We start from the raw sequence: 19579 nt of genomic DNA on the forward strand, positions 1-19579 counted from the left end.
CCTCGCACTGTTGGGCCGGGTGGGACGACAGCGGACCCGCCGCGCGCACACGGCGACACGGATCTGGGACGATCGCATCATGAAGGTCGACGTGCTCGGAGCCGAGCGGCTCCGCCTCCCGGACGGCTCGCCCGTGCGTGCTGCGTCGGCCGTCGACGCCTGGGAGGAGGGCCACCTGGTGGTGTCGGACGACTCCACCCACGCCAGCTGGTTCCGCGGTGCGGCGGTGACATCCGTACGCCTCCTGCCACCGGTGGACGGACACGAGGTGTTCGACGAGCAGTCCGGGACCAAGCACCTCAAGCCGGACCTGGAAGCGGCGTGCCGCGTCGAGGTGGACGGTGCACCCGCGCTGCTCCTGATGGGCTCGGGCTCCTCGCCCGCCCGGATGCGGTGGTGCCTGCTGCGCAAAGGCACGCGTGGACCGACGGCGCTGGTGGCTGACATGGCGCCGGTCTACGCCACCGTCGCAGCAGGACTGGGCCTCGATCCCGACGTCCTCAACATGGAGGGCGCCTGCATCGTCGACGGAGTGTTGCGGTGGTTCCAGCGGGGGTTGCCGGCCGCCGGCCTGCCGTCCGCGAGCATCGACCTCGACGCATCCGCGGCCGTCGCTGCGGCGCTCGGGCTGGCGGCACCCACGGAGGTGGTCGCGAGCGGGCCGGCACACTACGACCTCGGAGAGGTGCACGGCGTCGGCCTGGCCGTCACGGACGTCGTCGCGCTGCCGGGTGGCGACCTCCTCGTGAGCGCTGCCGCCGAGGACAGCCCCAACCCGCGCGACGACGGACCGGTCGTGGCCTCCGCGCTGGCCCGTCTGCGAGGCGACCGTGTCGTCGACGTCGTCTCGCTTCCCCGGCTGGAGGACAGCGTGATCAAGGTCGAGGGACTGATGGTGGTCGACAGCCGCGACGACCGGACCACGTTGCTCGCCGTGACCGACGTCGACGACCCAGGGGCCGCATCCTGGGGGATCAGGCTGGCGATCTCCGACTGACGCGGCGGCGCGACGAGACCCGCGTCACGTGAATGCGCTGATCCCCGTCTCGGCACGCCCGATGATGAGCTTCTGGATCTGCGAGGTGCCCTCGTAGAGCGTCATCACGCGGGCGTCACGGAGGTACTTCGCGACCGGGAAGTCGTCGACGTAGCCGGCGCCGCCGTGCACCTGGATCGCGTTGTTGGCCGCGCGCACGGCGGCCTCCGAGGCGAAGAGCTTGGCCTTGGAGGCGGCCACGCCGTACGGCTCGCCGCGGTCGATGAGGTCGGCGCACCTCCACGCCAGCAGCCGGGCGGCGTCGACGTCGAGCGAGATGTCGGCGATGAGGTCCTGCACGAGCTGGAAGGACGCGATCGGCTTGCCGAACTGCGTGCGCTGGCTGGCGTACGCGACCGAGGCCTCCAGGCAGCCCTGCACGATGCCGACGCAGCCCGACGCGACCGCGAGCCGGCCCTTGTCGAGGGTGCCCATCGCGATCTTGAAGCCGTGGCCGACCTCGCCGAGGCGGGCCGAGTCCGGGACGCGTACGTCGTGCAGGAACAGCTCGGCGGTGGCCTGGCCGCGCAGCCCGAGCTTGTGCTTGATCTCGCGCGCCTCGAAGCCGGGGGAGTCGGTCGGCACCAGGAACGCCGTCACGCCACGCGGGCCGTCGTCGCTGGTGCGGGCGAAGACGAGCGCAACGTCGGCCCAGGTGCCGTTGGTGATGAAGAGCTTCTGCCCGGTGATCACCCAGTCCGAGCCGTCGCGGCTCGCGCGCGAGGTGAGGTTGCCGGCGTCGGAGCCGGTGCCGGGCTCGGTCAGCCCGAAGCAGCCGAGCCTCGTCGCGGCCGCGAGCTGCGGCAGCCACTCCTGCTTCTGCTCCTCGGTGCCGTGGAAGAGGATCGACTTGCCCACCAGCCCGCTGCTGACCGAGACGATGCCGCGCAGGGCGGAGTCGGCGCGGCCGAGCTCCTCCATCGCGAGGGAGTAGGTGACGTAGTCGCCGCCGACGCCGCCGTACTCCTCGGGGATGGTGAGGCCGAAGAATCCCAGCTCGGCCATCTTCGGCACGATCGCGAGGTCCACCGACTCGTCGTGGTCCCACTGCATGCGGTGCGGGACGGCTTCGCGCTCGAGGAAGTCGCGGGCGAGGGCGCGGAAGGCCTGCTGCTCCTCGGTGAGGGAGAGGTCCATCAGTGCCGACTCCTCATGACAGGGCCTCGACGAGGTCGTGGTCGGTGACCCGCTCGGCCAGCCTGCGGAGGTGGTGGGGCCCGTTGCCCAGCCACTGGTCGAGCACCTCGAGGTGGGCCGTGCCGACGCCCACGGCGTACTCCCCGGTCATGCCGATGCCGCCGTGCAGCTGGATCGCCTCCTGCCCGACGTGCCGGCCCGACCGGCTGACCTGCAGCCCGACCCGGTCGGCCGCGTCGGCCACCGCGTCACGGTCCCCGCCGCCGATCGTCATGGTCGCCCAGTCCACCATGCTGTGCGCGAGCTCGAGCTCGACGTACATGTCGGCGGCGCGGAAGGTCAGCGCCTGGAAGGTGTTGAGCGTGACGCCGAACTGCTTGCGGCTCTTGAGGTAGTCGGTCGTGGCGCGCACCTGGGACTGCATGACGCCGAGCGCCTGGTTGGCGCCCATGATCCGGGCCAGGTCGCTGATCGTGGCGATGCTGACGGACAGGTCGCGACCGGGCTGGCCGAGCGGTGTCGCGGCGCTGCCGTCGAAGCGCACGGTGGCCGCTCGCGTCAGGTCGGCGGCGGCGTACGCCGTCACTCTCGCGGCCGACGCGTCCACGAGGAAGACGCCGGTGCCTGTCCCGTCGCCGTCGGGCAGCGCCGCGGTCACGACGAGGACGTCGGCAGTGCCGCCGCCCATCACCGGGTCGGCGACGCCGTCGAGGGTCCAGGCGCCGCCGGACACGGAGGCGCGTACGCCGTCGGCGTGCGAGGACCACCGACTGCCGGGAGAGGTGTCGGCCGCCGCCAGCAGGAGCTCGCCGGCGCCGAGCCGGCCCAGCAGGTCGGCCTTCTGCTCGGGCGAGCCGACCGCGGCGACCAGCCCGCCGGCGTGCACGACGGAGGCGAGGTAGGGCTCGGGCGCGAGCACCCGGCCCAGCTCCTGGCACACGATGCCGATCTCGACCGGCCCGGCGCCGACGCCGCCGTCGGCCTCGCTGAAGGGCAGGCCGAGGACGCCCATCTCGGCCAGCCGGCCCCACAGGGCGCGGTCGAACCCGTCGTCGGAGGCGACGGTGCGGCGTCGTGCCTCGTGGTCGGCGTACGCGCTGGCGAGCAGGCCGCGGACGGCCTCGCGCAGCGCCTGCTGCTCGTCGTCGTAGGTGAAGTCCACGTCGTCCCCCTCAGAGTCCCAGGATCGTGCGGCTGATGATCTGGCGCTGGATCTCGTTGGACCCGCCGTAGATCGAGGCCTTGCGGAGGTTGAGGTAGGTCGGTGCCGCCCGCCTGGCCCAGCCCTCCTGCGGTGAGTCGTCGTTGGCCCGGGAGGCCAGCGAGGCCGGGCCGGCGAGGTCGAGGGCGAGCTCGCTGACCGCCTGCTGGAGCTCGGTGCCGCGGAGCTTGAGCACCGACGAGGCCGGGTGGGGCTCGCCGTCGCTGGAGTGGGCGACCACCCGGAGTGCGGTGAGCTCGAGGGCGAGCAGGTCGTTCTCGAGCTCGGCGACCCGGGCGCGGACGAGCGGGTCCTCGAGCTGCGCGGCGGCGGCCGTCTTGAGGGTGGCGAGGGCACGCTTCGTGGCGCCGACCGGCGCCACTCCGACGCGCTCGTTGCCGAGGAGGAACTTCGCGATCGTCCACCCGCCGTTGAGCTCGCCGACGAGCAGGTCGCCCGGGACGCGTACGTCGGAGAACCAGACCTCGTTGACCTCGTGGCCGCCGTCGATCAGCTCGATCGGTCGCACCTCCACGCCGGGGGAGGTCATGTCGATGAGGAGCATGGAGATGCCGGCCTGCTTCTTCACCTCGGGGTCGGTGCGCACCAGGGTGAAGATCCAGTCGCCGTGCTGGCCGAGGGTGGTCCACGTCTTCTGCCCGTTGACGACCCAGTCGTCCCCGTCGCGCACGGCGCTCGTACGCAGGCTGGCGAGGTCGGACCCGGCGTCGGGCTCGGAGAATCCCTGCGACCACCAGATGTCGAGGTTGGCGGTCGCGGGCAGGAAGCGCTCCTTCTGCTCCTGCGTGCCGAAGTGGGCGAGGACCGGGCCGATCATCGAGGCGTTGAAGGCCAGCGGGATCGGCACCCCGGCGCGCTGCATCTCCTCGTGCCACAGGTGTCGCTGGAGGTCGGTCCAGTCCTGGCCGCCCCACTCGACCGGCCAGTGCGGCACGGCGAGCCCCTCGGCGTTGAGCACCCGTTGGCTCTCGACGATCTGGTCCCTGCTGAGGTGGCGGCCCTCCAGGACGGTGTCGCGGATCTCCTGCGGGACCTTCGTGGTGAAGAACTCCCGCATCCGGTTCCGGAACTCCGCGTCGGCGGGACTGAGCTCGAGCTGCATGTGGCTCCTCGCTTCGGGTCGGTGGCCCCATCATGGCGGCCCGCCGGTAACGGGTCCACGTGCGCACTCCCGCCCCCACTGGTGGGGGCGGGAGTGCATCTCCCGGGCAGTTGCCGGAAGGGGACGCGGTCTCAGCCCTCCGTGGCGTCGGAGTCGAGGGTCACGGTCGCGGACTGGCTCTCGCCGTCGCGCGTCCAGGTGACCTCGACCTGGTCGCCGGGACGGTAGGAGCGGATGGTCGCGACGAGCGAGTCCGCGCCGGTGATCCGGCGGTCGTCGATGGAGGTGATGACGTCGCCCGCCGCGATGCCCGCCTCCGCGGCGGTCGAGCCCTCGGTCACCTCGGCGATCCGGGCGCCGGCCTCGTCGTCGGCGACCCGGATGCCCAGGCGGGCGTGCGTCGGGGTCTCGCCGGCGGCCATCTGGTCGACGACCGGCATGACCTCGTCGATGGGGATCGCGAAGCCGAGGCCGATCGACCCCGACCCCGACTGCCCGTACGGCGACTGCGACGCGGCGGTGCGGATGGAGGAGTTGATCCCGACGACCGCCCCGGTCATGTCGACGAGCGGGCCGCCGGAGTTGCCGGGGTTGATGGCCGCGTCGGTCTGGATCGCGGGGTAGGTCGTGGAGTTGCCCTGGTCGTCGGAGCCGACGTTGACCGGACGGTCGAGCGCGCTGACGATGCCGCTGGTGACGGTCGCGTCCAGCCCGAAGGGCGAGCCGATGGCGACGACGCCCTCGCCGACGCCCAGGTTGGCGGACTTGCCGATCGTCGCCGGGGTCAGGCCGGAGACGTCGGAGGCCTGGATGACGGCGGTGTCGGTGAGCGGGTCGGTGCCGAGGATCTCCGCCTCGGCACTGGTGCCGTCGTCGAAGGAGACCTCGATCGACCCGCCCTGCGTGGCCGGCTCGACCACGTGGTTGTTGGTCAGGATGGTGCCGTCGGCGGTGAGGATGATGCCGGACCCCGACCCGGAGCCCTGCTGGCCGGTGACGTCGATCTTCACCACGCTCGGCAGCACCGTCTGGGCGACCGACTCGACCGAGCCGTCGGCTGCCGGTGCCTGGTCCTGCGACACGGTCGCCGTCGAGACCGGGCTCGTCCGGGACGAGCCCGACGACTCGCCCTGGGTGGCGTCCCACCACGCGGCCCCGCCGATGCCCGCTCCTCCGCCGACGAGCAGCGACGTGGCGACGACCGCCGCCGCCAGACCCGTACGCCGTGGTCGCGGCGGCGCGGTCGGCTGCTGCGCCGGCTGCTGCGGGAAGGCCTGGGTGTGGGCCTGCTGGTAGGGGTTGCCGTGCTGGGGGATCTGTCGGTCGTCCATGTCTCCGACGATGCGCCGGGACCCTGTGGATGTGCTGAGAACCGGCTGGGAAGGTGCAGAGACCTGTCCGGGGGTTCAGCGGGGCAGCCCAGGCAACGCCATCCACGCAGCCCACGTCAGGTCTCGCCCGACGTAGCGGGGGTTCTCGAGCGGCCACTCCTCGGCGATCCACCGCGGGACGAGCTCGTCGAGGGCGGCCTCGAGCTCGGTGCCGACGCACTCGTCGACGACCCACCACGAGATCTCCGCGTCAGCACCGGGCTTCTCCGGAGGATCGATGTAGACGCACCCCAGCAGTGCTGTCTCGTCGGTGTCGAGCAGGGCGTAGTTGAAGGACTGGTGCGCCTCCGTCTCGGCGGCGTGGCGGGCCAGGTCGGCGCGGTCCTCCTCGTGGGTCATGTTCGCCGGCGGCCATCCCCACGCCTCGCCGTAGATGCTCCAGAGCCGCTCGCGCGAGCCCATCACCGCGATCATGTCGAGGTCGGTGTCCTCGGCGCGGATCGGGCGCAGGTGGTGCCCGAAGGGGACCTCGACCCGGGTCGGGTGGCGGAAGCCGGCGGGCAGCCAGGTGGCGGCTGCGGTCTGGTGCGACGACATGGGATTTCCCTCGGGTGTCATCCGGCGAGCGCCGTGTCGGCGGCGAGCCGGCGGAGCGCGGCGAGGCCGCGGCTGGTGTTGGACTTGACGGTGCCGGGCGAGCAGCCGAGCACCTCGGCGGTCTCGGCGACGCTGAGCTGCTCGTAGAAGCGCAGTGCCACGGCCGCGCGCTGCCGGGCCGGGAGCGCCAGCACCAGGCCCCAGACCTCGTGCGCCTGCCGCGGGTCGACGGGGTCCGGTGGACTGGTCGCGGGCTCCGGGAGCCAGGACGAGACGACCTCGTCGCGTCGCCACGGCTGGCGCTGCCAGCTGACGTACTGCCGGGTGATGGTGCGCCGGACGTACGCGTCCGCGGCGCCGCCCTCCCGGATCGACTCCCACCGGGGGAGGACCCGTACCAGCGAGGCCTGGAGCAGGTCCTCGGCGGTGTGGGGGTCCCCGGCGACGGCCCGCGCCCACCGGAGCAGCGCGGGCCGCCGCTCGGCGACGTACGCCTCGAAGTCGACGACCCGGGAGCCGGGCGCGGACGGGGTCGACATGTCAGGACTCGCGCGCCGTGCGGAGGAGGCTGGACGGGTCGAGCGCGGTGCTCATGGCGGCTCCTGGATCTGGCGGCGGCGGCACGGATGCGTGCCGTGGCACCACCCTCGGAGCCGGCGTCGCTGCACACCACGGACAGGCGCAGGTGTGGCGAAGGTGTGCGGGAGGTGTACGGGTCGGGCCCGGTCAGGTCCGCAGCATCGTGGCGGCGTCCGTGGCCGGAAGACCGCGGCCGGTGTCGAGGGCGTCGTCGTAGCGGTCGGGTCCCAGGTGGGTGCGGGCCTCGGTCGCGGCGGCCTCGATCGCCGCCGGGTCCGGGCGGTAGTAGCCGTAGCCGCGGGAGCCGAGGGCCTCGCGGATCGCCTGCGCGGCGCCGAGGAGCAGCGGCACGCGCGCGTGCTGGCCGGACGCGGCGGCGAGCACGGCGCCGGCGTCGAGGAGGTACGCCAGGTTGGCCTGGTCGCCGGTCTCGAGGGAGAGCCGGGCGCCCTCCTCGAGGTGACGGCGCGCGGCGCCGTGGTCACCGCGGCCGAGCTCGACCTGGAAGAGGTTGTAGAGGGCGATGTAGGACGACAGCCGGTCCTCGCGACCGCGGGCCGACTCCAGGCCGGCCTCGATCAGCCGCACCGCCGCGTCGGCATCGCCCTCGAGCAGGGCCACCGTGCCGAGCCAGACGTGCGTCAGCCCCCAGGTCCACTGGACCTCGGTGCCACCGCGCTCGGAGTGACGCATCGCCTCCTCGAAGCGGTCACGGGCCACCGGGAGGTCGCCGGCGACGAGCGCCACGAGGCCCTCGCCGGCGACGGCGTTGGCGAGGATCGCGGGGATGTCGCCGGCGTGGGCGTGGGAGCGGACCCACCACGCACCGGCCGCCCCCACGTCGTCCATCGCGAAGGCCATCGTGGCGGCGGCGAGGGCGGCACGGGCGTGCACCTCGTCCGGCAGGTCCGCACTGTGGTGCAGGGCGGTCTCGGCGAACCGCCGTCCGTGGTCGTGGTGGCCGCGCAGCCACCAGTAGAGCCAGAGCTCCCACGCCATCCTGGCGGGCGTCTCGGTGTCGCCGAGCGCCAGCGAGCGCTCCGCTGCCGCGGTGAGGTTGGCGTGCTCCAGGTCGATGCGGTTGAGGGCCGCGACCTGGCCTCCGTCGCGGTAGCTCGAGTGGTTGGCCTCGGCGACCCGGAGGTAGTGGGCGGCATGGGCGGCGACGGCCTGCTGCCACTCGCCGGCCTCGTGCAGCAGGTCGCGGGCGTACTGGGCGACCGGCTCCAGCAGGCGGAAGCGGCCCGACGGCTCGGCGACCACGAGCGACTGCTCGACCAGCGACTCCAGCGCGGCGACCACGTCGTACGTCGCTCCCGCGCGCTCGGCGACGGCCTCGAGGTCGGTCAGCGTCGTCCCGCCGACGAAGACGCCGAGCAGGCGCAGCAGCGACTGGGCGGCGGCGTCGAGGAGCCCGTTGCTCCAGTCGAGGGTGGCGCGCATCGTCCGCTGTCGCGGCGGCAGGTCGCGCGGACCGGACCGCAGCGCGCTGTCGAGGCGGTCCAGCAGCGCGGGCGGGTCGAGCAGCCGGGCGCGGGCTGCCGCGAGCTCGAGGGCCAGCGGCAGTCCGGCGAGCTGCTCGCAGGTGGCGGCGACGGCGGCGGCGTCCGCGGAGTCGGCGCCCCAGCCGGGGCTCACCCGCTGCGCCCGGTCGAGCAGGAGACGGGCGGCGGGGGAGGGCGAGCCGTCGGGCGCCTCCTCGACCTCCAGCGGCTCCACGCCGTACTCGGTCTCACCACGCACCCGCAGCGGGGCCCGGCTCGTGGTGAGGACGGTCAGGTCGGGGACCGACTCGACCAGTGCCGCCACGTCCGGGGCCGCGTCGAGCAGGTGCTCGAGGTTGTCGAGGACGAGCAGCAGGTGCTGCCCGCGCAGCCGGTCGACCACGTCGTCGAGGACGGGTCGTGCCGGGTCCCGCACGGCGTCGACCGCGTCGGCGACGGCGGGGAGCACCTGTCCGGCCTCCAGGAGCGGAGCGAGCTCGACGAGGGTGACCCCGTCGGCGAAGCGGTCCCGCACCCGGGTCGCCACCGCCAGGGCGAGACGGGTCTTGCCCACGCCGCCGGGACCGCTGAGGGTGACCAGCCGGCCGGTGCCGAGGAGGTCGGCGACCCGTGCGACGTCGTCGTCGCGACCCACCAGTGGCGTGGCCGGGACGGGGAGGTCGCGCGGGCGTACGGAGGCCGTCGCGGCGGCCTGCCGGGACGATCGCGCCGGGACCGCGGCGACCAGCCCGGCGCGCTGGTCGTCGGTCAGGTCGAGTGCGGCCGCCAGCGAGCGGAGCGTGTGGGGGTACGGGCGGGTGCGGGTGCCGCGCTCGAGCGCGCTGATGGCGTGCGGGCTGAGCCCGGCGCGCTCGGCGAGCTCCTCCTGCGAGAGCCCGGCGCCCTCGCGCAGCGCGCGCAGCACCGTGCCGAGTGTGGTGTCCCCCTGTGTCCCCACGTCTCCTCCGTGACTGCCTGTCCGGCCGGTCCCGAGTGCTGGGAGTGTAGTGACCGGCGTGGCGCCTGACGAAGCATCGGGTGCGCCCTAGGGGTGGGAGCGGGACGTGAAAATTGTTGCAGACCTTGCAACTTTTCCCAGCCCGCCCCTAGTGTGACCGACGCCACCCCGACCACCCGCGGACCGGGGACTCGCACCTCTCGGGAGCCACCGTGCGTCGTTCGTCCCCTGCCCTGCTCGGCGCGGCCACCGTCGTCGCCACCCTCGTCGCCTCGCTCGCACCCCTCGCGCCCGCCCGGGCCGAGCACCGCGTCGAGGCACCGGCCTCCGTCACCGTGGTGGGCAACCTCCAGGACGAGGTCGGGTGCGCGGACGACTGGTCGCCGGCGTGCGAGGCCTCCGGCCTCACCCGCCTGCCCGACGGCTCGTGGGAGCTCGTCGCGGAGGTGCCCGCCGGGACCTACCAGTACAAGGTCGCGGTCAACGGCTCGTGGGAGGAGAACTACGGGGTGGGCGGCACGGCCGACGGGCCGAACCTGCCCCGGGTGCTCGAGCACGCCGCGCGTCTGCGCTTCACCTACGACGACGCCTCGCACCGCGTCGCCGTCGCACCGGCGGAGCAGCCGCCGTCGAGCCCGACAGCGGCCGACCGGGCTCTGGCGGGCACCTCGCTGCGAGGACCGTTGACCCGCGAGAACTTCTACTTCGTCATGGCGGACCGCTTCGCCAACGGAGACCCGGCCAACGACGCCGGCGGCCTCGCCGGCGACCGGCTCGCAACCGGCCTGGACCCGACCGACAAGGGCTTCTTCCACGGCGGTGACGTGCAGGGCCTCTCCGACCGCCTCGACTACATCGCCGGCCTCGGCACCACCGCGATCTGGCTGACGCCGAGCTTCAAGAACCGGCCGGTCCAGGGCAGCGGAGCCGACGCCAGCGCGGGCTACCACGGCTACTGGGTCACCGACTTCACGCAGATCGACCCGCACTTCGGCACCAACGCCGAGCTCGAGGCCTTCATCGACGAGGCGCACGGGCGCGGCATCAAGGTCTTCTTCGACATCATCACCAACCACACCGCGGACGTCATCGACTACGAGGAGCAGCAGTACGGCTACGTCTCCAAGGAGGAGGAGCCCTACCGCGACGCCGACGGCGACGCGTTCGACGACCGCGACTTCGCGGGCACCGAGGACTTCCCCGAGCTCGACGCGGCGACGTCCTTCCCCTACACGCCGACCTTCCGCACCGAGGCCGACCGCACCGTCAAGGTCCCGGGGTGGCTCAACGACCCGACGAACTACCACAACCGCGGCGACTCGACCTTCGCCGGCGAGTCCTCGACCTACGGCGACTTCGTCGGCCTCGACGACCTCTTCACCGAGAAGCCCGAGGTGGTCGACGGCATGACGGACATCTACGAGGCGTGGGTCGACCTGGGCATCGACGGCTTCCGCATCGACACCGCCAAGCACGTCAACCTCGAGTTCTGGCAGCAGTTCGCCCCCGCGATCCGCGAGCACGCCGCCTCCATCGGCAACGACGACTTCTTCGCCTTCGGCGAGGTCTACGACGCCAACCCGGAGTACCTGTCGACCTTCAGCACCGCGGGTCGCCTCGACGCCACGCTCGACTTCGGGTTCCAGGACGTCGGCACCGGCTTCGCCAAGGGCGCCGCGACGACACGGCTGCGCGACTTCTACGCCGCCGACGACTGGTACACCGACGCCGACTCCAACGCGTACGCCTCGCCGACCTTCCTCGGCAACCACGACATGGGCCGCATCGGCACGTTACTCCAGGGCACGGACTCCGTGCTGGAGCGCGACGAGCTGGCGCACGCGCTGATGTACCTCACCCGCGGCCAGCCGGTCGTCTACTACGGCGACGAGCAGGGCTTCGTGGGCGACGGCGGCGACAAGGACGCGCGCGAGGACATGTTCCCCAGCAGGGTCGGCTCCTACAACGACAACGACCTCATCGGCACCGACGCCACCACGGCGGAGGCCAACTTCGACACCGACCACCCGCTCTACCGCACCATCCGCGACCTCGCGGCGCTGCGGAGGACCTACCCGGCGCTCGCCGACGGCGCGCAGCTGCACCGCTACGCATCCAACGCCGCCGGCATCTACGCCTTCAGCCGGATCGACGCCACCGAGCGCCGCGAGCTCCTCGTCGCGGTCAACAACGCCACCACCGCGAAGACGGTGACGGTCGGCACCGAGATGCGCCGGCGCACCTTCACGCGGGTCTGGCCCGCGGGCAGGGAGTCGCTGCGCACCGACGCCGAGGGGCGTACGACGATCACGGTCCCGCCGCTGTCGGCCGTGGTCTGGCGCGCCAACGGCACGCTCGCCGAGCGCGAGGCCGCGCCGGCGATCAACCTCGAGAAGCCCTCGGCCGGCGGCACCGTCGGCGGCCGCGCGCCCATCACCGTCGCCGTCCCCGACGGCGGCTTCAACCAGGTCACCCTCGCCTGGCGTCGTGCGGGTGCCGCGGAGTGGACGCGGCTCGGCACCGACGACAACGCGCCCTACCGGGTCTTCCACGACGTCCGGTCGCTGCCGCACGGCACGCTCGTCGAGTACCGCGCGGTGCTGCGCGACAGCAGCGGCAACCTGTCGGTGGCCTCGTCCTGGGCGACCGTGGGCGAGCCCGAGCCGGAGCCGACGCCCGGAGGCGGTGGCGACGGCGGACCCGTCACCCAGCCGGGTGCGGTGTCGGTCCCCGGCAGCCACAACTCGGAGATGGGCTGCGCCGGCGACTGGGACCCGGGCTGCGCCGAGGCGCAGATGTCGCTCGACGCGGACGACCTGGTGTGGAAGAGGACCGTGACGCTCCCCGAGGGCGACTACGAGTACAAGGCGGCCATCGACGGCACGTGGGACGAGAACTACGGCGCCGGAGGTGCCCGTGGCGGCGCCAACGTCCCCCTCGACGTCCCTGCCGGCGGGAGCCCTGTGACGTTCTACTACGAGCACGGCTCGCACTGGGTCACCAGCGACGCCAACGGCCCGATCATCACGCTGGCCGGGGACATGCAGTCCGAGCTCGGCTGCCCCGGGGACTGGCAGCCCGACTGCATGCGCGGGTGGCTCAAGGACCTCGACGGCGACGGCACCTACACCTTCACCGGCACGCTGCCGGCCGGCAGCTACGAGACGAAGGTCGCCCACGGGCTGTCGTGGGCCGAGAACTACGGCGCCGACGGCGTGCGTGACGGGTCCAACATCGGCTTCGACGTCCCCGCGGGAGGGGTACAGGTGGTCTTCACTTATGACGTGCTCACCCACCGGCTGCAGGTCTCGACGCGCAGCGCCGGCACCGCCCCCGACCTCGGGAAGGCGCGCGCGCACTGGCTGCGGCGCGACCTCGTCGCCTGGGACGTCACCGACCCCGGGTCGCGCCGCCACCGCCTGCACTGGTCGCAGGCCGGCGACCTCGGCGTCGACGCCGAGGCCGTCACCGGTGGTTCCAGCGCCCCGCTGACCCACGACCCCGCCGGCCTGCCCGCGGACGTGCTCGCGGACTTCCCGCACCTCGCCGGCCACGAGGCCTTCCGCCTCGACCGCGCCACGGCCCGGCGCGTGCCCGAGATCCTCACCGGGCAGGTGGCCGTCGCGTCGTACGACCCGGGCGGGGCGCTGCACGACGCGACCGGGGTCCAGCTCCCGGGCGTGCTCGACGACGTGTACGCCGGGGCGGCCGACGCCGACCTGGGCGTCACCTGGCGCGGAGGACGGCCGACGCTGGCGCTCTGGGCGCCGACGGCGCAGGACGTCTCCGCGACGGTCGCCGGCCGGACGGTCCGGATGACCCGGCGCGCCGACGGCACGTGGACGGCCTCGGGGCCGGCGTCGTGGCGCAACGCGGCGTACACCTACGACGTCACCGTGTTCTCACCCGCGGCCGGGAAGGTCGTCACGAACCGGGTGACCGACCCCTGGTCGGTTGCGCTCACCACCAACTCGCAGGCCTCGCTCGTCGTCGACCTCGCCGACCCGTCACTCGCGCCCGCGGGCTGGTCGCGGACCGCGCCCCCGGCGATCGCGCAGCCCGAGGACCGCACCGTCTACGAGCTGCACGTGCGCGACTTCTCCATCGGCGACGAGACGGTCCCGGCGGCCGAGCGCGGGACGTACCTCGCCTTCACCCGCGACGACAGCGCCGGCATGCGCCACCTGCGCCGCCTCGCCGACGCGGGGCTCAACACCGTCCACTTGCTTCCGGTGTTCGACATCGCCACGATCGAGGAGCGGCGCTCCGCCCAGCAGGTGCCTGCGTGCGACCTGGCCTCCCTGCCCCCGGACTCCCCGCGCCAGCAGGAGTGCATCGACGCCGTGCGCGGCAGGGACGGCTTCAACTGGGGCTACGACCCGCTGCACTACACCGCGCCCGAGGGGTCGTACGCCACCGATCCCGAGGGCACCCGGCGCACCGTCGAGTTCCGCCGGATGGTGCAGGGCCTCAACGGTGCCGGGCTCCAGGTCGTCATGGACGTCGTCTACAACCACACCGCGGCCAGCGGGCAGGACCCGAAGTCGGTCCTCGACCGGATCGTCCCCGGCTACTACCACCGGCTCAACGCGACGGGCGCCGTCGAGAGCTCCACCTGCTGCTCCAACACCGCGACCGAGCACCGGATGATGGAGAAGCTGATGATCGACTCCGTGCTCACCTGGGCGCGGGACTACAAGGTCAACGGCTTCCGCTTCGACCTGATGGGCCACCACTCGCTCGACAACATGACCCGCCTGCGCGCCGCGCTCGACGGGCTCACGGTGGAGCGCGACGGTGTCGACGGGAAGGCGATCTACCTCTACGGCGAGGGCTGGAACTTCGGCGAGGTCGCCGACGACGCCCGCTTCGTGCAGGCCACGCAGCTCAACCTGGCCGGCACGGGCATCGGGTCGTTCAGCGACCGGCTGCGCGACGCCGTACGCGGTGGCGGGCCCTTCGACGAGGACCCGCGCGTCCAGGGGTTCGGGTCCGGTCTCTTCACCGACCCCAACGGCGCGGAGGTCAACGGCACGGCTGAGGAGCAGCGCGCGGAGCTGCTGCACCAGCAGGACCTGGTCAAGCTGGGGCTGGCCGGCAACCTCGCCGACTTCCGCTTCCGCTCCTCGACGGGCGAGGACGTGCTGGGCTCCGAGGTCGACTACAACGGCCAGCCGGCCGGCTATGTCGCCGATCCGTCCGAGACGGTCACCTACGTCGACGCGCACGACAACGAGACGCTCTTCGACTCGCTCGCCCTCAAGCTCCCGACGGGTACGTCGATGGCCGACCGCGTGCGGATGAACACCGTCTCGCTGTCGACGGTCGCCCTCTCGCAGGGCGTGGCGTTCTGGCACGCCGGGACCGACCTGCTCCGCTCCAAGAGCCTGGACCGCAACTCCTACGACTCCGGCGACTGGTTCAACCGGGTCGACTGGCAGCGCCGCGACAACACGTTCGGCTCGGGCCTGCCACCGCGGGCGGACAACGAGGACAAGTGGGACTTCATGCGCCCGCTGCTGGCCGACCCCGCGCTCGACCCGGGCCCCGACGCGATGGACGCGGCGCACGCCCGCGCGCAGGACCTGCTGCGGATCCGGTCGTCGTCGCGGCTCTTCCGCCTCGGCAGCGCGGAGGCGATCCAGGCGAAGGTGTCGTTCCTCGACGCCGAGCCCGGGGTGATCGCGATGCTCATCGACGACACCGCAGGGACCGACGCCGACCCCGACCGCGACGGGATCCTGGTCGTCTTCAACGCGACCCCGGACGCCACCACCGTCAGCGGCACCGGCGCCGGCTGGACGCTGCACGACGTGCAGGCCACCGGCGGCGACGCGGTCGTCAAGGGCAGCACGGTGGCCGCCGACGCGGTCACGGTCCCGGCGCGGACCACGGCCGTGTTCGAGCGCTGACCGCGCACGCACGAACGCCCCCGGCCGTGAGGCCGGGGGCGTTCGGTCGTACGGGCGGTGGGGCCGGGCTCAGCTCCAGCGCTCGGAGGCCGGGGTGAAGGTGAGCTCGCGGTCGCCGGTGTAGATCTGCTTGGGGCGGGCGATCTTCTGGTCCTTGTCCTGCACCAGCTCGGCCCACTGCGCCAGCCAGCCCGGCGTACGGCCGATGGCGAACAGCACCGTGAACATCTCCGGCGGGAACTGGAAGGCCTCGTAGATGAGGCCGGAGTAGAAGTCGACGTTGGGGTAGAGCTTGCGCTGGACGAAGTACTCGTCCTCGAGCGCGATCTTCTCCAGCTCGAGGGCGATGTCGAGCAGCGGGTTGGTGCCGGTGACCTCGAAGACGTCCTCGGCGGACTTCTTGATGATCTTGGCACGCGGGTCGTAGTTCTTGTAGACCCGGTGGCCGAAGCCCATCAGGCGCTCGTTGCCGTCCTTCACCCCGTCGATGAAGGCCGGGATGTTCTCCGTGCTGCCGATGCGCTTGAGCATCCGCAGCACCGCCTCGTTGGCACCACCGTGGAGGGGGCCGTAGAGGGCGCCGACGCCCGCCGACACGGCCGAGTAGGGGTCGACCTGCGAGGAGCCGACGGAGCGGACCGCGTTGGTCGAGCAGTTCTGCTCGTGGTCGGCGTGCAGGATGAAGAGCACGTCGAGGGCCTTGACCAGGCGCTCGTCGGCCTCGAACTTCGACTCGCTCATCTTGAAGAGCATCGAGAGGAAGTTGGCGGTGTAGCCGAGGTCGTTGTCGGGGTAGACGTAGGGCTTGCCCTGCGCGTGACGGAACGACCAGGCGCCCAGGGTCGGCATCTTCGCGATCATGCGGACGATCTGCATGTGGCGGTTGTCGGCGTCGCTGATGTTGCGGGCGTCGGGGTAGAACGTCGACAGCGCCCCGACCGAGGCCATCAGCATGCCCATCGGGTGCGCGTCGTAGCGGAAGCCCTGCATGAAGGTCTTCACGTTCTCGTGGACGAACGTGTGGTAGGTGATCTCGTGCACCCAGGCGTCGTACTGCTCCTTGGTGGGCAGCTCTCCGTGGATGAGGAGGTAGGCCACCTCGAGGAAGTTGGACTTCTCGGCGAGCTGCTCGATCGGGTACCCGCGGTACTCGAGGATGCCCTTGTCGCCGTCGATGAAGGTCACCGCCGAACGGCACGAGGCCGTGTTGACGAATCCCGGGTCGTAGGTCGCGAGACCGGGCTGCTCCTCGTCGAGGCGGATCTGCCCCAGGTCCTTGGCCGCGATCGTGTTGTCGGTGATCGCGATGTCGTACGTCTGACCGGTCCGGTTGTCGGTGACAGTCAGGGAATCCTTGGCCGCAACGTCGGTCACGTCGGCTCCTGTCTCTGCACTCGATGAGTTTCGAGCGTCTGGTGTACGTCGTCAGTTGTCCCCTCAACTTAGTCCGGCCTCAGACACGACGGCCAATCAGGTGTCCACGTCCGAGGTCGCCACCACGGAATCAGCGGCCGGCGACCCGATTCGCGAGGGAAGCCATGCGGCTGGTGCGGCGGAGCCCGGCGTCCTCGCGACGGTCGGCGGCGCGGTAGAGCCGGTAGAGCGTGTGCACGCCCGCCCAGCGCAGGGGTTCGGGCTCCCACCTCCGGACGCGGTGCCCGGTCCAGGGGAGCCGGGTCAGCTCGGTGTCAGCACCCAGCACCAGGTCGCGCAGCGTCCGGCCGGCGAGGTTCGTCGCGGTGAGGCCCGACCCGACGTAGCCGCCGGCGTGGCCGAGCCCCGTCCCGGGGTCGTACGCCACGCTCGCGCTCCAGTCGCGCGGCACGCCGAGCACCCCGCACCAGGCGTGGTCGAGGCCGATCCCGCGCAGCGACGGGAAGAGGGACGCCAGCGTCGCGCGCAGCGACTCGACCGTCCACTCCTGCGTGCGGCCGTCGACGTCGGTGCGCGAGCCGAACCGGTAGGGCACCCCGCGACCGCCGAGCGCGATGCGCCCGTCGGCGGTGCGCTGGGCGTAGCAGTAGGCGTGCGCCTCGTCGCCGAGCAGCTCCTCGCCGCTCCACCCGATCCCGTCCCACTGGCCGGGCGTGAGGGGCTCGGTCACCACGATGGCCGAGTTCATCGGGAGCCAGTCGCGGCGGTGTCCCGGGAGCCCGGCGGTGAACCCCTCGAGGCAGCGCAGCACGACGGGCGCCCGGACCGTGCCGCGCTCGGTGACGACGGCGCCCGGGTCGAGGCGTACGGCCCGGGTGTCCTCGTGGATGCGGACACCGCGCTCGCGCACCGCCCGCGCGACGCCCGACACCAGCTTCGCCGGGTGCACCCGCGCGCAGTCGGGGTCGAAGTGGCCGGACACCGCACCGGCGACGCGGATCCGCTCGGCGACCTGCCCCGCGGTCAGCTCGCCGTCGAGCCGCTGGCGCTGGGCCTCGGAGCGGGCGACCATCAGCACCCCGCTCCGCACGACGTCGGCCTCGATGCCCTCGCGTGCGGCGACACCGACCACCTCGTCGACCGTGCCGCGCAGGGCGGCCCGGAGGCGCTCGACCCCGTCAGTGCCAGCGACCCGCTCGTACGTCCGCGCGCTGCCCGGCAGCTCGCTCGACAGCCAGCCGCCGTTGCGGCCCGAGGCCCCGAAGCCGGCGAACTCCGCCTCGACGACCCGGACGTCGAGGGTCGGGTCGGCCTCGTGCAGGTACCAGGCCGTCCAGAGCCCCGTCAGGCCGCCGCCGACGATCGCGACGTCACAGGTCGTGTCCCCGTCCAGCCGGTCGGTGGGGGAGGGCAGCCCGACCTGCTGCCACCAGAAGGACACGCCGCCGTTGCGCACGGGCACATTCTCGCCCGATCGCGGACCGTCGGCGTTTTGACCCTCCCGCGTGGGGCGCCGTAGTCTTGCTGGTCGCGACTCCTGCCGCGTCCGCTCCCTCCCCACGGAAGGCCAGAGCGGGTGCAGATCCGGACGTCATCCCCCGTCTCCGCGAGCGGAGCGAGGGAGCGATCCGGGCCGTGTTCGTCAGACGTCGCGGCACCACCTCCGTCTCCCGGCCGGGAGACGGACCCAACGAACCAGAACGGGATACCGCCGTGCGCACGTACAGCCCCAAGCCCGCTGACATCCAGCGCGAGTGGCTCGTCATCGACGCCACCGACGTGGTCCTCGGACGCCTCGCCGTCCAGACCGCCAACCTCCTCCGCGGCAAGCACAAGCCGACCTTCGCTCCTCACATGGACGTCGGCGACTTCGTGATCATCGTCAACGCGTCCAAGGTGTCGCTGTCGGGGACCAAGAAGACCACCAAGATGGCCTACCGCCACTCCGGCTACCCGGGCGGCCTCTCGGCCACCCCGTTCGGTGAGCTCCTCGAGAAGGACGCCCGCAAGGCCATCGAGAAGGCCGTGTGGGGCATGCTCCCGAAGAACAAGCTCGGTCGCCAGATGCTGAAGAAGCTCAAGGTCTACCCCGGCCCCGACCACCCGCACGCGGCCCAGAAGGCCACTCCGTTCGAGATCTCGCAGATCTCCCAGTGACGACTGAGGACTCACACATGACTGAGAACAGCACCGAGGTCGAGGAGACCTTCGAGACCGGCGCCGACGGCGTCACCTACACCTCCGAGAGCGACGCCTCCGCCGACGCTCCCGCCCGCCCGGCCACCATCGCGCCGGCCGGCGCCACCGGCCGCCGCAAGGAGGCCGTCGCCCGCGTCCGCATCGTCCCGGGCACCGGCGAGTGGACCATCAACGGTCGCTCGATGGACAGCTACTTCCCCAACAAGCTGCACCAGCAGATCGCCAACGAGCCGTTCGTCGAGCTGCAGCTCGAGGGCCGCTTCGACGTGATCGCCCGCATCCACGGCGGCGGCATCGCCGGCCAGGCCGGCGCCCTGCGCCTCGGCGTGGCCCGCGCGCTCAACGCCGTCGACGTCGAGGCCAACCGTCCGGCGCTCAAGAAGGCCGGTCTGCTCACCCGCGACGCCCGCGTCGTCGAGCGCAAGAAGGCCGGTCTCAAGAAGGCCCGCAAGGCCTCGCAGTTCAGCAAGCGCTGATCCCAGCACCGCCCACGAGGCCCGCACCGTCCAGGACGGTGCGGGCCTCGTCGCGCGTCCACCCCCAGGGGGGTGCGTACGTCAAGAAACGTCGCAGCGACGAGCGAGGTCGTCCGAAGCCACCTCCGTGATCGGTGGCTGTTCCTAGCGTCCTCAGGGTGCGCCGTGGGGG

Annotated in this window: 13 protein-coding genes; 4 read left to right on the forward strand and 9 right to left on the reverse strand. The window is 72.4% G+C overall.

Translation table 11 applies throughout. The features are described from left to right. The first annotated feature begins 79 nt into the window (after nt 1-79). Nucleotides 80-997: a DUF6910 family protein gene (locus tag AC57BS_RS14970; protein ID WP_496412226.1), complete on the forward strand. Its 918-nt coding sequence runs from the start codon at nt 80-82 to the stop codon at nt 995-997. Between the two features lie 24 nt (nt 998-1021). Here the strand turns inward: AC57BS_RS14970 and AC57BS_RS14975 are convergent, their stop codons facing one another. The 7 genes from AC57BS_RS14975 to AC57BS_RS15005 all read right to left on the reverse strand — a co-directional run bounded on the left by AC57BS_RS14975 (nt 1022) and on the right by AC57BS_RS15005 (nt 9446). Then, nucleotides 1022-2173 (reverse strand): acyl-CoA dehydrogenase family protein, encoded by a 1152-nt coding sequence (locus AC57BS_RS14975; RefSeq protein WP_496412227.1) that lies wholly within the window; start codon nt 2171-2173, stop codon nt 1022-1024. Between the two features lie 13 nt (nt 2174-2186). Then, nucleotides 2187-3335, reverse strand: a complete 1149-nt coding sequence (locus AC57BS_RS14980; protein ID WP_496412228.1) for an acyl-CoA dehydrogenase family protein — start codon at nt 3333-3335, stop codon at nt 2187-2189. A gap of 10 nt (nt 3336-3345) precedes the next feature. Further along, a complete protein-coding gene (locus AC57BS_RS14985) occupies nt 3346-4497 on the reverse strand; it encodes an acyl-CoA dehydrogenase family protein (protein ID WP_496412229.1) in 1152 nt (383 codons plus the stop codon). Nucleotides 4498-4628: 131 nt separating this feature from the next. Continuing rightward, nucleotides 4629-5828 (reverse strand): S1C family serine protease, encoded by a 1200-nt coding sequence (locus tag AC57BS_RS14990; RefSeq protein ID WP_496412230.1) that lies wholly within the window; start codon nt 5826-5828, stop codon nt 4629-4631. A gap of 75 nt (nt 5829-5903) precedes the next feature. Continuing rightward, nucleotides 5904-6425 carry a GNAT family N-acetyltransferase gene (locus tag AC57BS_RS14995; RefSeq protein ID WP_496412231.1) on the reverse strand — a complete coding sequence of 174 codons (522 nt, stop codon included), beginning with the start codon at nt 6423-6425 and terminating at the stop codon, nt 5904-5906. A 17-nt stretch (nt 6426-6442) separates the two neighbouring features. After that, entirely contained in the window at nt 6443-6964 is a 522-nt protein-coding gene (locus AC57BS_RS15000) for a SigE family RNA polymerase sigma factor (protein WP_496412232.1), read from the reverse strand. Between the two features lie 187 nt (nt 6965-7151). Continuing rightward, a complete protein-coding gene (locus tag AC57BS_RS15005) occupies nt 7152-9446 on the reverse strand; it encodes an ATP-binding protein (RefSeq protein ID WP_496412233.1) in 2295 nt (764 codons plus the stop codon). Nucleotides 9447-9658: 212 nt separating this feature from the next. Here AC57BS_RS15005 and pulA point away from each other — a divergent pair, with 212 nt between their 5' ends. Further along, the gene (pulA, locus tag AC57BS_RS15010; RefSeq protein WP_496412234.1) at nt 9659-15358 is read left to right on the forward strand and encodes a pullulanase-type alpha-1,6-glucosidase; all 5700 of its coding nucleotides are present in this window, start codon (nt 9659-9661) and stop codon (nt 15356-15358) included. A gap of 69 nt (nt 15359-15427) precedes the next feature. On the opposite strand, the gene AC57BS_RS15015 is transcribed toward pulA, so the two are convergent. Together AC57BS_RS15015 and AC57BS_RS15020 are read right to left on the reverse strand one after the other, a co-directional pair. Continuing rightward, complete coding sequence (locus AC57BS_RS15015; RefSeq protein WP_496412235.1) at nt 15428-16732, reverse strand: citrate synthase; 1305 nt, start codon at nt 16730-16732, stop codon at nt 15428-15430. A 130-nt stretch (nt 16733-16862) separates the two neighbouring features. Continuing rightward, on the reverse strand, nt 16863-18188 hold the full coding sequence (locus tag AC57BS_RS15020; protein WP_496412236.1) for an NAD(P)/FAD-dependent oxidoreductase: 1326 nt from the start codon (nt 18186-18188) through the stop codon (nt 16863-16865). Between the two features lie 257 nt (nt 18189-18445). Between AC57BS_RS15020 and rplM the strand changes: the two genes are divergently transcribed. Both rplM and rpsI read left to right on the forward strand, forming a co-directional pair. After that, nucleotides 18446-18889 (forward strand): 50S ribosomal protein L13, encoded by a 444-nt coding sequence (gene rplM, locus AC57BS_RS15025; RefSeq protein ID WP_496412237.1) that lies wholly within the window; start codon nt 18446-18448, stop codon nt 18887-18889. Between the two features lie 17 nt (nt 18890-18906). Beyond that, on the forward strand, nt 18907-19407 hold the full coding sequence (rpsI, locus tag AC57BS_RS15030) for a 30S ribosomal protein S9 (protein WP_129453427.1): 501 nt from the start codon (nt 18907-18909) through the stop codon (nt 19405-19407). Nucleotides 19408-19579: the final 172 nt, after the last annotated feature.

Source organism: Nocardioides sp. BGA-UO-ETr-FS32 (assembly GCF_059567905.1).

Bases quoted from the DNA above. Each gene is read 5' to 3' on its own strand.
- AC57BS_RS14975 (WP_496412227.1), bottom strand. From the start codon at position 2,173: ATGGACCTCTCCCTCACCGAGGAGCAGCAGGCCTTCCGCGCCCTCGCC.
- AC57BS_RS14990 (WP_496412230.1), bottom strand. From the start codon at position 5,828: ATGGACGACCGACAGATCCCCCAGCACGGCAACCCCTACCAGCAGGCC.
- rpsI (WP_129453427.1), top strand. From the start codon at position 18,907: ATGACTGAGAACAGCACCGAGGTCGAGGAGACCTTCGAGACCGGCGCC.
- AC57BS_RS14995 (WP_496412231.1), bottom strand. From the start codon at position 6,425: ATGTCGTCGCACCAGACCGCAGCCGCCACCTGGCTGCCCGCCGGCTTC.
- AC57BS_RS14970 (WP_496412226.1), top strand. From the start codon at position 80: ATGAAGGTCGACGTGCTCGGAGCCGAGCGGCTCCGCCTCCCGGACGGC.
- AC57BS_RS14985 (WP_496412229.1), bottom strand. From the start codon at position 4,497: ATGCAGCTCGAGCTCAGTCCCGCCGACGCGGAGTTCCGGAACCGGATG.
- AC57BS_RS15000 (WP_496412232.1), bottom strand. From the start codon at position 6,964: ATGTCGACCCCGTCCGCGCCCGGCTCCCGGGTCGTCGACTTCGAGGCG.